This is a genomic window from Methanolobus tindarius DSM 2278 (assembly GCF_000504205.1).
GTDB lineage: Archaea > Halobacteriota > Methanosarcinia > Methanosarcinales > Methanosarcinaceae > Methanolobus > Methanolobus tindarius.
Map to the genome: position 1 here is coordinate 370,247 of NZ_AZAJ01000001.1, position 14,827 is coordinate 385,073.

The window sequence follows — 14,827 nt, forward strand, 5'->3', positions numbered from 1 at the left end:
CTTTTTTATTGTACTAACCAATCATGAATTAATTCTTGAAATCGATCTCCTGTTAACTCTTCACCTGTTTCAGGCACAGGAGTCATTGTGAGCCAGCATTTGACTGCAGCATGAAACTCATCCCCTGTGATAATGATGCCTTCATCGGAATCTATATCATTCCAGGGATTCCAATCAGTTGAATTCTGTTCTGTAACAGTTATGTAAGACTTTTTTAGTTCAATATCACTACCTTTGGAATTGCTCACCTTTAACGAGACAGCGTACACCCCAGATTGATTGAAAACGTACACTGGATTTTGTTCAATAGAATCAACAGTACCATCATTTTCAAAATCCCATTCCCAGGATGATGCATTAACAGAAGCATCGGAAAAAGCCACTGATAATGGAGATTCTCCTATTGTTACATTTGATGTAAAGGCTGCTTTTGGTAGTATACTTGTACTGAGATTCCCAAATGCATACACCCTTCCATCATCACCGATCGTATATACAATTCCATCAGAAATAGCAGGAGAAGCACCCCCACCATTATAGCTCCAAAGAACTTCTCCTGAAAAAGCATCTAGAGCATAAGTATAGTCATAACTGAAAGAAGTCTTCGTTTTTCCAACAAACACCTTTCCACCAGCTACAGCAGGAGAATTACTCCAACCACCAAGGTCATCATCATCTTCATCGGTTTCCCATACAGTTTCACCAGTAGTAGCATTAAAACAATATACTCGACGTGTACTATAGCCACCAGTTAAGTATATGTTACCATATGCACAAGCAGGACAAGAATCAGTTCTTCTTATTGTTTTTTCCCACAGAACAGTGCCATCATGTTTGTCCATTGCATAAATACCACCATCCCCGTTCCAATTGTATTTCGTGAAATATACAATATCATTGTAAATGCTTGCAGTCCCACTAGGCTCATTGTAAACTGACTTGTGCCATATCAACTCTCCTGTATCTGCATCAACACAATAGAGATCACCTTTGTTCTCTTGCATCTTGCAAGATGAAAAATACACCATCCCTTCAGAATATGCAGGTGTAACAAGCGCATTGCCATTTACTTTATAAGACCAAATCTCTGTTCCGTTTGACTCATACGAACAATAGTAATGACTTCCAGAATAATCCCCCACATAGACTTTTCCATTAACAATCATGTTTCCTCCGTTAACAGAATCATATCTTGCACAGGAAACATTGCCATTATAATAACATGGAGAGGCCCATGAGGAATAATCTGCACTGCCAGAACCATACCCCCCCTCATATTCCCCTGTATACATATCAAGTGCTTTTATTTCAGGACCGTCAATGGTAGCATACAACCCGTTTTCATCGCAGTTTACAAACACTTTACCTTCAGCTACAACTGGCGAAGAACTGGTAACCGCATCGATAGCAGCGCTTACCCATAATAATTCATTTGTATCAGGTGCATTTCCAGGATAAAAACCAGTATGCTCCACATCCTTATGGAATTGATACCAGTTAAAATCAATATTTTCATACTCAGAAGAAACTGATTGTACCAATACATTATTATTTTCATTTGACTCATTTATCTTGCAATTATAATCAACTGTTGTCACAACCTGATAGATTCCAGATTCAGGAGGAAGCCATGTGAAAGCAACAGAAGTGTTTTCACCTGCTTTGAGGGAGGTTACTATCTGATATGCAAGTTCGTTACCATCTATTGCCAGTGAAACTCCAAAACTACCCGCATCCGAGGTTCCGCTGTTCTCAATGCGAACTCGTATTCTGTTTGGTTGTTCTGCAACTACAGTTTCGGAATCAAAAGATATTGGTACAAGATCTGAAGCATTACCATTATCATCTGAAACATAATTTTCAAATTTAGCCATTAAAGGATAATTATCTTCAACAATAGAATCTAAGAATGCATATGACGTATCACCAATACCATCCTGATTCAAATCGTCACCATCATATGTATCCCAATAATTTCCAAGAAAAGTGGTATAGTTAGAGTTGTTGATAAAGTATGAATAGAAATCAGTAGTATTCCAAATAACTGATGAAGGTGTAATACTTGCTACAATATCAGCATCGTTTGAATAAAAATTATTTAAATATATTTTATTGCCACTACCAGACCCCCATAAATCAATAGCACAGGTGTTGTTCTGGAAATTGTTCTTTGATACAGTATTAGACTTACTACCAATATAAAGACAAAGTGCAACACAATCGTTATCTGAAAAGACATTTCCCGTAAATGTACCTCCATTACCTAAACTATAAATGGCAAAATAATCTCCAGTGCATTTTTTAACGATGTTATTTTCAAAAACAAGATTATCACTGCCTTTACTAATGAAAATTCCATATTTATGGGTCAAACTATCAAATATACAATTGACGATGTTACAATCATCTGCTTCCACTTCAACACCATTAGAACTATTAATTACAGATACCCCTTCAAGTGTACAACCGGAAGCCTGCATTTCAATATTATCTCCAGAAAGATCAAATATTACATTTTTAGGATCAGAACCAACTATATAAATATCATTTTTAGTGAAGTCTATTTTTCCATAGGTCCCATCCTCAAGATATATTGTGTCACCTGATAATGCATTGGAAAGTGTGTCTGAAAGGGTGGAATCATTTGTAGCAGTCCAGACTGTAGCAGAACATGATACTGTCATTAACAGAAATACTAAATTGATTAGTATAATTTTACAGAACCTTTTTCCTTTTCCAATTAACATTCTTCCCCCTACAACACCTATCGAACACAGAAATTATGACATTAATATTTGATAAGTGAATATAAGATGCATTTTGCTATTCAGCTTTTTAGACTCATGATTTTGTAAGCCATTTATTGATTAATATCTGGATTCTGTCACCATCAATAGTAGCTCCCGTAGTTGGTGCACCCTCTCGAGTAATCCAGCAGTGAATAGCTTGCTGGAACTCATCACTACTTAACTTTTCTTCAGAATCAGAATATGGATCATCCCATGGATTCCACTCGGCAAGAGCAAAAAGATAACCGGCATCATTTCCATAATAGATGACACCATCTTTTATTACAACACCATGAAGAGTGTAATCATTCTTTTCTTCAGATGGTTGGTAATACCATTGAAGATCAGGTTCGATATTTTCAGTTGAATCTTTAAAACAATAAACTCTGCTATCTTCTGTGTTGGTTGTAAAATAAATGTATATGTCTCCATATGCATCTTCATATGCAGTAGAAATTACCGGTGATGCCTGAATACCACCATTTGCTGTATAGTTCCAGATTACTGACAGATCTGATTCATTCAGACAATAAAAATCATGATTACCTGTAAATTTGCCTGTTCCAACGTATATTCTTCCATTATAAACTGCTGGAGTAGAAGTACTTGAACCAATATAGACTTTATTTGCATCAGAGGTATCAAATTTACCTGAATATTCTACTCCAATATAGAAACAGTAACCAGCTTCTGAAACTGAATAAATACGCCCGGTTTTGGGAGAATATGTGATTGAGGCTCTTATTTCTTCCCGTTCACCATTGTAGCCAAATCCTAATAATTCTGAGACATTAACCTCATCAATTAATGTGCCATCGTCTTTATCTATCGATGTTATGTGGAGTGCATCATCCCCATATATAACGGAATTTTCAATTATTGTAGCTCCGGCATAATAGTATCCTTTTTCATCTGATGAGGAAACTCTTGACCAGACTTCGTTACCTGATTCGTCATAGCAGTAATATTTTCTATCCCCTTCCCCTTCACTTATCCATTCTCCAAAATAGATCTTACCATCATTATACAACACTGGGGTGTTTAACTGTGTTTTGTTTAGACTATCACTGCTTATGGTCTGGTTCCAGAGTTCTTCTCCCGTTAAAGCATCAAATGAATATACCCGCCCAAAAGAAACAACAAATAATTTACCATTACCATATGCGGGGGTACCAAGAACAGCAGTATCTCCAACATAGATATTCTTTGACCATTCCATATCCCCGTTATATGCATTGACAGCATAGACCGTATCATTAGCGACTACATACACCAGATCATCAACCACAATAGGTTGCACATCTATTCCTAACGCTTCATCAATGTTGTAAGTATACGTAGACCATGATTCCGTTTCATCAGGTTCCTGTATGGCTGCCCTGTCAGAAGTTACTCCATTGTTATAAATGCCAGACTGAAACTGGGGCCAATCAGTATTAGTAAAGAGCAAGTCACCATCTACAGTCACTTCGCTATCTCCGGCAACTTCAGAACTAGACACAACAAAATCAGTATCTTCGAAAAATTGTCCATAAACTTCCCCGGTAATAGAATAAGTACCACCGCTGATTGTTTCCGGAACCTGTACTTCATATACAATAGTCCTTCCTGAATCAGGAGATAAAATACCATACATCATGAGCCACCCACAAGGGTCATCCTCATCTTTTTCCTGATATATCATTTCATCATTATCTATTGGAGTTACTGTCCAACTATCCGGCAGATACTCCTGCAGGCCTGCAGCCGTAAATTCTTCTGATGATGAATTTATAACAACTGTGACCTGAAAACTATCACCTGGCTCTACAGTTGATGGTTCAATTGTCCGTATTGCAGTTATTTCTTCTGCAGCCATTGATATTGAAGTGAAAGAGAGTATAAAGTAAATAGAAATGAATAAAATTGAAATACATCTTCCTTTTTCCATATTAGTACCACCATAATCAGCAAAAACCAAGTATATTGAAACTTTATTTTCATCTGTATTTTTGATACTATATGAACATTGAATAATCAATAAGATCTGTTAGTTTATAAGATAAATAATATGATTTTCTTTATTGATAAAATCTTATTCTCCTGTCAACTGTACAATACTGATTGTTAATTCGTCCACAACATATACCTGTGCCATAAATAGTATTAAAAAAGTATAATCATTGATTTTCACTCAATTGTATTCGCCTTTTCTAACCAAGAAAAGAATACATGGAAAACGGAAATTTATTAGTTGTAAATTCAATAAAAATTCGAACACATGTGTTGTATCGAAAATAATGAAGAGATACAAGGTAAATTAGATAAAGATTTACTAAAAATTAAGTTAAAAAGAAAACTGAATTAAATTAATAATTCAGTCTTACCAGAACAATGGCAATGAGTATCTGGATTTCCAGTAAGAAACTATATACATTAACTCATTTTGCGATACCTTTTCATTTGTCTGTGGAATCAAATAATTGCTTTTCCAATAAGAAATAGCAGTCATAGCCTCCACCATTGACACCTGCTGTTCTGACGTAGAAGCTGGATCATTCCATGGGAACTGGTCACCTCCCACACAGTAAAGATAGCCGCCATCTGTTCCGAAATATGCTTTACCCTGAGAAACAGCGACACCCTGCAGAATATAGCCAGTGTCCGGCGGATTGTACTCCCATACAAGATTACCATCACCATCAAGACAGTATAACGTACCATTATTATTTGCTGATGTGAAGTAGATATATGGTGTATCATAATATGTTGAAACTACAGGAGAAGATTTCACACCACCTGATACGCTATATGACCATATTTCATCGCCCGTGCTGTCATCCAGACAGATCAATTCTCCCGGGTTATAATGTTCTCCCTGTCCGACATACACTTTTCCATCATATACTGCAGGTGTAGAAGTACTGAAGATTTGCTCAGAACACCACCCCTGATCTGAAAAAGTTCCATCTGTTGAATCAAACATTATTTTCCATACATAACCTGTGGGTTGTCCACTTTCGGATGTTGTGTATACATATCCATCGTTATACATCACAGAAGAACGAAATACCCCCGGATCAGCTTTTGCAAAAGATATTTCAGAGCTAACAGTACTATTAAGGGAAATTTCATCTGCAAGTTCTCCGGTTTTTCTGTCAAGACTTATGAGCCCACCTTCATGTGTGGAGAAAACAACATAATCACCAATAACAGAGGCCCCATTCCATATGAATCCCACTGTATCGGTAATTGGATATTTCCATAGAAGTGTGCCCAGATCATCATAGCAATAATAATATTTCGTATCAGAGTCCAGTGAAATACCTTCTCCAAGGTAAATTCTGTGATCATAATATGTTATCGGGCACTCAAAACTGTCATCTGTAACGTTTACAGTCCACAGGAGATCACCTTCACTGGAGTTATAAGCATATAGATTACCTCCATATGTTGCAACAAAAATATTACCATCGCCATATGCAGGAGTTGCAGAATGCAAATCTGCACTTTCCCAGGTAAACTTGGACCATCCTGTATTATCTTCATATTCCCCGGTAGTCTTGTCATAGGCAAATACTGCACCACTGGAAGATATTACATAGACCATATTCCCCTTAATTATAGGAGGAATATCAATACAACCATCAAAGTCATCTGCACTCCATTTAACTTTAACTGAATTATCACATGGTGCATAAGCAGTTGTTATTCCATTATTGGAACTGTCACGCTGGAACTGTGACCAATCATTATCAGATAAAACCTCTACAGAAGTTTCAGGTTTTACTTCAATAGACTGTATCAGTTCATTGTTACTCTCATCTTCTTCTTCAACCACACTGTTAACATCGACAGTTATTGTCAGGTCAGAGTTTCCGGTGACTGAAGGAAGCCAATTAAACACAACATCTGTGCTCTGGGCCGGACCGAGAGAAGAAATTGTTTCACTTGCGAGTACTGTTGTGCCTTCCTTTACTTCAACAGTGAATGGACCTGCAATCATATAACCCATATTTGACACAGTTGCAGTCAGTTCATATGGCTGGTTAATATAAACTGTAGAAATACTAAGTTCTGATGGAACCAGATCAGGATTACCACTCTGAACCTCTACATCAATAGACATTTCATTGTTTGTAGTACTGATTTCAGTTATGCCATCGGAAGACGTGACTAAAGTGATTTCATAGTTGCCTGATTCAGTAGGAGTCCAGTCAAAACTTACGGATTGGCTGCATGCTCCTCCAAGCACTGAAATAGTCTGACTGTCAATTTCATTACCATTAACCTGTAAGGATACAGAAACATCGTCTACATATTTATTTCCAGCATTGCTTATAGTAGCTGTAATTTCATTGGAATAATAAGGATAGGCAATTCCTGTAGGTAATTCCAGATCACTTGCTACTATATCAATAATCGGTGTTGCTTCCGAATAAGCATACACTTTTCCACCTCTGAGTATAGTATAGATATTACCATCTGATATTGCAGTAGAGCCACCGGCTGCCTTCCATAATACATCACCTGTATATGCATTGAGTTCAACCAAACCTGTGAATCCACCAGTTGTTGTTGAACTGAATTGTGTACCAGCAAATACTTTTCCATCTGCTACAGAAACCGAATCAGTCCAGCCACCAGCGCCTTTGGTGTTCCATATGATCGAACCATTGCTAGCATTTATACAATATACATTGTTAGGAGCTGAGACGTATATATTCCCATATGCTATTGCAGGGGTGGAATCAGTACTGCCAATATTAGTAGTCCAGATTACAGAACCATCTTCCATACTAAGAGCACTTACTGAAGCTGACCCATAGAAATTAAATGCTGTAGCATACAACCGGCCATCGTCCCCAAGAGCAGCAGAGCCACAGGCACTATCAAAAGGCTGATCCCATATTTCCTCACCTGTTGTTGCGTCTACACAATAGATGTGACCACCAGGGGTTGCCAGATAATCCCAGCAGGTAAGGTAAATCTTTCCATCCTTATATGCCGGTGTACCCTGTGCATATGAGTAAGAATACGATTCATGATCTACGGTAAAATTCCATAATTCTCTTCCTGTTTCCTCGTCCAGACAATAATAATGCATATCATTCCAATCATTGCAGAATACTTTACCGTCAGCAATCAATGGACCACCATTACAGGACGCCATGTTCCCCGGAAGTTTGAAAATCCACTTTATAGTTCCGTTTTCAGCATAAACACATGTAGTGTTCAGACCTGTGGATGTAAAGACCATGCCATCGTGATAGGCAGGAGATGACCAGGAACCATACTGTATAGGATCTACAGGTGTACTCCACTGCACTTCACCGGTAATCTCATCAATTGCTTTAAGCTTATTATCAGCACAGTTTACGAATACCATTCCTTCAGCGACAACCGGTGCGGAATCGCCAACTGCATTCACACTTACGTTCCACAACTCATCATATGCTTCTGGTAGTGATTCAGGATAAAATCCAGTATGTGCCATGTCTTTTTGGAATTGATGCCATGTGGTTGATCCACTTTCTTCAGCCAGTCCCACTGGTATAAAGAAAAGTGTCAGCATAACCACAGCCATAATAGGAATTATGTTCTGTATTTTCTTTTTCATGTTTATACCTCCAGGGCAGAGAAGTTTTTACAGATAACTAAATACCGAGATTGTTTGTTGGAATCCAAATGTGAAAACTGCATCCAACCATTCACAGAACCCTGAATTTAATTAGTGTCTTCCCCACCAACCAACACAATTTGTATATTATTAGTATGTGAGCTTGCTTTTGAAGCTTTCAACTTTTAAAATTTGTTGGAAATCAGAATTGATAAAAGGTAATTTCTATACCTATATTAATTTGTAAAAACAGGAAAGAAATGTTATACTAATAACTAACAAAGATTGTTGTTCAAAAAAGAAAACATCACCCGGGTTTCCCCGGATGTTTTAGAAATTCTAACTTTATTTTACTGGATCAACCAGAGGTGGATGACTTCCTGCATTCTGTCAGATGTCATTTCTGCACCAGTCTCTGGAATGTCTATCTTGTTTATCCAGCATTTGATTGCTTCCTGAAGTTCTGAGCCGGTTACAACTTCATCTTCTTCTGAACCGATATCATCCCATGGGTTCCAGTCCTCGGTAAGTTCGATGCTTGAATCACCAAGTACGTTGATATCATCGACATCCACGTTATTGACATAAGCAGATACAACACCGTCAAACTCGTAGTCATCGAGTGACTCACCGGCAGGGTACTGGATAACATATTTGATTGTCTTTGAGTCGCCTGCATTCATTGAACCTGCCCACATCCATTCATAAGTGTCAGGATCGTCAGATTCCCTGAACAGGGCACCATCTTCGTCTGCACTTGTAAGTATCCAGTCGGAAGGTACTGTTTCGATAAGATAGAGTGCTTCCAGATACTCGTTGGCTGTGATTGTGACTGTGACAAGTGTTGAATTATACTGATCAGAGTCAACGTTGAAGGTCTGGTACTTAATTGTCCTCTGGGCATCGATTGGCGTCTCATCATTCACTGTGATGCTGACGGAATAGAATACCTTGTCAAGATCCTGGGCAAAGGTTTCTGTGTCCCATGGTGCGTAGTAGAAGCTGACAACGTCACCGTCTGAGACGGAGTTAAGACCAAGACCGTAGTCAGTAGCTTCACCGTTGACATAGATTCCCCAGCTTGCTCCTGGCCAGGACTGTGCTTCGATTCCTCCGATGCTTTCAAGGTAGAAACTGCCATAATCAGCATATGAGTCATCGTTGATGTAATATTCAACTCCTGATTCAAGAAGTGCACCAAGACATGTGCGCTGGCTGACAGGATAGGTCTCACTTGAATCTGATGCTGTAAAGTCAATGTCTGTCTCCATAACGGTTACGTTACCACTGTAGAGTTCGTTGAAAAGCTCAGATTCTATTTCACCATCAGTAAATGCAGCCATGAGAGGATATTCATCAGTACCTGACGCACCAGGACTGTAAGATGAATCACCTATACCATCACCGTCAGCATCTGAACCTGTGTAGGTGTCGTAGTAGTTACCAAGGATACTGCTGTAGCTGTTGCCCTGATAAGTATAGTCGATAGCTTCAGGAGAGTGCCAGGTCAGGGACACTGTGGCACCGTTTGCCATATCTGTATTTACATACGGAGTAGAACAGTTGAAGAAGTTATTTTGATACACTGTGAAATCAGTTGCACCTGCAGCTGCAATGGGACTAGAACCAGTATATGTAGATGAAACAGTGTCAATTGTATTTCCTCTTATGACTACATCACCACCAACAGATATTGGTGCCACCATTCCAGCGTAATTTTCAATTACATTGTTTTCAATGACAGTAGTGGAGGTATCAGTAGCCATTGTAATTAATCCCATATTAGAAGCCGAATCATAATTTAGGAAAGTATTACCGATAATTTCTGCATTATCAAAATCACCAAATACTATGCTTCCCATACCATAGGCGCTCCCATCGAAAGTATTGTATTTTATGATGAGATTTCCATAGTTCAATCCATATACTTGTAAATTTATGTTACCATTATTAGAGGTAGAGGTACAGTTTTCAACGTATATATTACCTTCAGCATAAAGACTTGTAATACCACAATCTGCCACAGTTAAATTTGTAACTTTATAATTAGTACTGCCAAAAACATGTACAGTCAATCCTTCTGCTTCGATGTTTTCTCCATCAAGCAATTTCTCTTGAAAAATAACAACATCCTTTCCATCACCTATTATGTGGACATTATCAGGTAATGAAACGTCATCTCCTGAATATGTACCTTCATGCCAGTAGATTGTTGCACCAGCAGCAGCATTCTCGATCTTGCTTTTATAATCGTCTCCGTCGTTAATGTGAACAACACTTGCTGCTGCAATTGTAACGGAATTGTCACCTTTTGTGGTGTTACTGCACATATCAAAAGAACCACCAACGTCTTCCATTGCCTTTACCAGACCAGTTATTGAATATGTGCCTGCGGTGGCGTTTTCAGGTACTGTAACATCATATACAATAGTTACAGGGACAGCAGGGTCCAGAGTTGAACCGGATTCATCCACCCACGTATGATTTCCATCTTCTATGACATGAGAGAGTCCGTCATTGTCAATTGTCGTAAGGGTCCAGTAGTCCGGAAGGTCTTCCAGTATACCTGCCGTTCTCATACTGGTGCCTGTTGCAGTCAGGCTGACTGTTACCTCAAAGGTTTCCCCCGGATTAACAGTACTTGTATTTATTGTTCGTTCACCCACAACACCTGCCATTGCGGGAGATGCAAGAACCGCAACGCAGGCCAGCGTCATTAATAACATTAAAGAGAGTTTTCTCATAGATTTTTTCACTCCGTTTATTTGTACTCCAACTTCCACCGGACTTTGATAGAAAAAGATTCTCAGAGTATGATTTGCACTGAGAAAGGAATTCGATTGATATCTTATTCGATGATGTCTGCTTTTCTAACCAAGGCCGGAATATGAATAATATGTGAGAAATCAATGCTATATAATACACCCAATAATGGAAACATATGTTATTCTTTATAGTAATAACAAATGAATAATTAATAGAAGAAGAAAAGAAAAAAATGCAAGGTAATCCTACGGATTACCTTGAATATACTTAAGCTGATGCTACAAACACTTTCTTATTGTCATTACCGAAAGTGATATATCCATCAGCAGCAGCTATTCCCTGAAGTGTATAGCCTGAACCAGCTGGTATCCAAGAACCGCTGTCACTAAAAGAGTTGGTATACCTATCAAATTCGTACCAGTAGAGGCCTCCAGTACCACTATTATGTGTGACATATACACGCTCTGTGAATAATATATCATACAAGCTATTGCCGGTATTTGTAGTCACGACAGGTGATGCCTTGATAGAAGATCCTAATGCAGTAGTTGTAGCTACTGGTTCATATTGGGTGAAGAAACCATCCTCCTCGTCTGCTCTATCGATTTCATATACCCTTACACTACCATCATCACTTGCAACATAAAGTTCTGATACACTTACAGCTATCGATGTTGTGGTCCTTGAACTAATCATGGAAGTATTGTCATAATCTCCAAAATCACCTGTGCTTGCGTTGAATTCAACACCAACAACATATGATTCACTTCCAGTGGGTGATGCTGTTACCGGGAAGAATATCATATTATCATCGGTAAATAACCCAGTCCATGTTCCTGGATCAATAACTGCAGCACCACGAGACATCAATGAAATGCCCATTTCGGTTGAAGCATCAAAGCTGTCTTCCAGTGTACCGTCATTCTTATCGTATGAGCGTACAACTCCTGCGTCATCGGATATTATTACGTAATCATCTGTAATAGCCGGAGCTGTGTAGTAGTGACCGTATCCTGTTGTGTCTGACCAGATTTCTGCACCGGTAGCTGCATTCATACAGTAGAAACCACCCTGCTGTGCAACGTAGGTCCAGCTGGCTACTTCTGTCATGTTTGCGGCAGCGACGTAGATTTTACCGTCATCGTATTTGATTGGGCTGTTAAGCTGGTATTCATCAGGAATCAATGCATCATTGTACCAGATTACTGCACCGGTAGCTGCGTTAAGAGCGTATACAGTTGTGTCTGTGGTTGTGTTTCCGTATGAAAGGCCAACGTACAGTCTGTTGTTGTCACCATCATATGCAGGTGTACCGATCTCAAAGGAACTTACATCTCCACCGATTGCTGTGTTAACCCATTCAACCTCTTCGTTTACAAGGTCAAAAGCAAACACGGTACCGTTAGAATATACATAGTAAGCAATTCCGTTTCCGATAACCGGTGCGGAATCAAATCCTGTCCATCCCGTAGCAGTATCAGTGAAAGTCCAGTTGTCACTGAAATCAGTAGGAAGATCATCGTCTGTAACACCATTATTGTTGTTGTTTCCCTGGAATGAAGCCCAGTCATCGGCAGAAGCTGCTGATGTTAACATTACAAAAACTACCCCTATGCTCAATAAGAGCATCCAGATATTTCTATTTCTCATATTTCTATTTCTCCCAAAATTTGGTATTTAATACATCTTGAGGAACATGGCCATTGAAAGTACCTAATTCCCCAAACTCTATATTTGTCCACCATCAATGAAAACACAACATGTATTTTCATTTGGCATAATAAAAATTAATATTAAAACATATAAACATACTTATTTTGTTCATATATGTTATCTATAAAGGAGATATCTAATTTAATAAAATTATACAGATAAAACAAAAACGAGATTCTCCTTAAATGAAATACAAATCAAAAAGAAAGAAAGGAAGGAAGAAAGTATGATAAATAATAATTTAATGCCAGTATCACATTGGGTATTTAGACTTCCAGTATGAAACAATAAGCATTATCTCATCCTGAGATATCCTGTGATCAGTATCAGGAATAACATAACCGGATTTCCAGTAAGAAATCGCAGTCATCACCTCATTCTGAGAAATAAGATTTCCTGACTCAGAATCAGGATCATTCCATGGATTCCAGTCAACACTAATACAATCCTCAACTGTTCTTGTATGTATGAAAACAGAATTTCCTGCCGTTAATGAAACATTGTAACTTCCGGATTTATTATAGGTATGCACCGGGTCTTTAATACCATAATCTTCAATTCCGTCACCATCCACATCCCATGACCATGAAGTAGCATCTGAAGAAGTATCCGTGAACTGCACAGTTAAAGGAAAATCTCCGTAAGTAACATTTACTTCAAAATCCGCAAACACATGTTGCTCTTTAACACTTTGACTATTGGCAAGCCCAAACAGGTAGCCACCATCATTTCCAAAGAAAAGCCATCCGTCAGAAATAACGACTCCCTGCAGGATATAATTATTCATCCCATTTGATGGCAGATAGTTCCATTGTTCCATAGCTTCAGTATTACCCGGATAGTCTTTTAGACAATAGACAGTTCCATCTGCACAATTAGTTGTAAAATAAATATATACCTCACCGTCACCGTCATCATACGCCCTTGAAATTGCAGGAGATGCCTTAACCCCGGCATTTGTTTCAAAATTCCATATCTCACTCAGGTCAGATTCATCCAGACAATAAAGTTTTCCCTCTGTCCAGCCGCCACAACCAACATAGACCCTGCCATTAAAAAACGAAGGAGTTGAAGTACATGCACCATCCAATTGAGCATAATTACTATCATACACATTGAAAGAACCAGTCTGATCAAAACCTATAGAATAACAATAACCACCTTTCGAAGTTAAAAAAAGCTTTTCTGAATCAGAATCATAGCTCACAGAAGATTTGAACTCTCCTGCATCATCTATAGAGAACATCTCACTGACATTAACCTCATCTATTAAAGAACCGTCATCCTTGTCCAAGGAAGTAAGATAACCTTTGGAATCCACAAATATTACAAAGTCCTCTACAACAGCAGGACCTGCCCAGTAATATCCACCTCCTGATGCTGCATCCTTTGACCAGCATTCATCTCCTGTATCCGTATAACAATAGAAAGTTCCATCATTACCATATTTATCCAAACAGTCCCCAAAATATATACGATGAGAATCATAAACTATTGGAGTATACAACCAGTTGCCAATTTGATCAGTTTCCCATATAAGCTCTCCATTCAAAGAATCAAGAGCATACACTTTACCGTTCTCTCTTGGAATGAACAAAGTACCATTACCATATGCAGGTGAACCCAACTGATAGCTAATTTGCTCAATAGTAGTGCTCCACACCACACTTCCACTGTTTTTTTGAATTGCAGATACATTACCACCTGGAAACACCATGTATAATATGTCATCAACGACAACAGAAGGGCAATCAACAGCTTCACCTGAAAAAAGCCTGTTCCACGACATACTTGAGGGAGTTGTAATAGGTGCCCTATCACAAGTTAAACCACTATTACAACTATCTTTCTGGAACTCTGTCCAGTCAGAAGCAAATGAAATATCTGCCATTGTCAGAGATGCGATCAACAGACATGACAGAAATACAACTAACTTCATACAAGCCACCATTTTTCACAA

The 14,827-nt window shown here is 38.5% G+C and carries 6 protein-coding genes; all 6 read right to left on the reverse strand.

What is annotated here, in order from left to right; genetic code table 11:
• Positions 1-5 precede the first annotated feature (5 nt).
• Positions 6-2,684, reverse strand: coding sequence for an outer membrane protein assembly factor BamB family protein (locus METTI_RS14935; protein ID WP_169729091.1), 2,679 nt, complete (start codon positions 2,682-2,684; stop codon positions 6-8).
• 157 nt (positions 2,685-2,841) lie between these two features.
• Positions 2,842-4,719: an outer membrane protein assembly factor BamB family protein gene (locus tag METTI_RS01700; RefSeq protein WP_023844082.1), complete on the reverse strand. Its 1,878-nt coding sequence runs from the start codon at positions 4,717-4,719 to the stop codon at positions 2,842-2,844.
• Between the two features lie 432 nt (positions 4,720-5,151).
• Complete coding sequence (locus METTI_RS01705; RefSeq protein ID WP_023844083.1) at positions 5,152-8,388, reverse strand: outer membrane protein assembly factor BamB family protein; 3,237 nt, start codon at positions 8,386-8,388, stop codon at positions 5,152-5,154.
• Between the two features lie 350 nt (positions 8,389-8,738).
• A complete protein-coding gene (locus METTI_RS01710) occupies positions 8,739-11,105 on the reverse strand; it encodes a DUF4430 domain-containing protein (RefSeq protein WP_023844084.1) in 2,367 nt (788 codons plus the stop codon).
• 316 nt (positions 11,106-11,421) lie between these two features.
• Positions 11,422-12,804 carry an outer membrane protein assembly factor BamB family protein gene (locus METTI_RS01715; protein ID WP_023844085.1) on the reverse strand — a complete coding sequence of 461 codons (1,383 nt, stop codon included), beginning with the start codon at positions 12,802-12,804 and terminating at the stop codon, positions 11,422-11,424.
• Positions 12,805-13,120: 316 nt separating this feature from the next.
• The gene (locus METTI_RS01720; RefSeq protein WP_023844086.1) at positions 13,121-14,806 is read right to left on the reverse strand and encodes an outer membrane protein assembly factor BamB family protein; all 1,686 of its coding nucleotides are present in this window, start codon (positions 14,804-14,806) and stop codon (positions 13,121-13,123) included.
• Positions 14,807-14,827 lie beyond the last annotated feature (21 nt).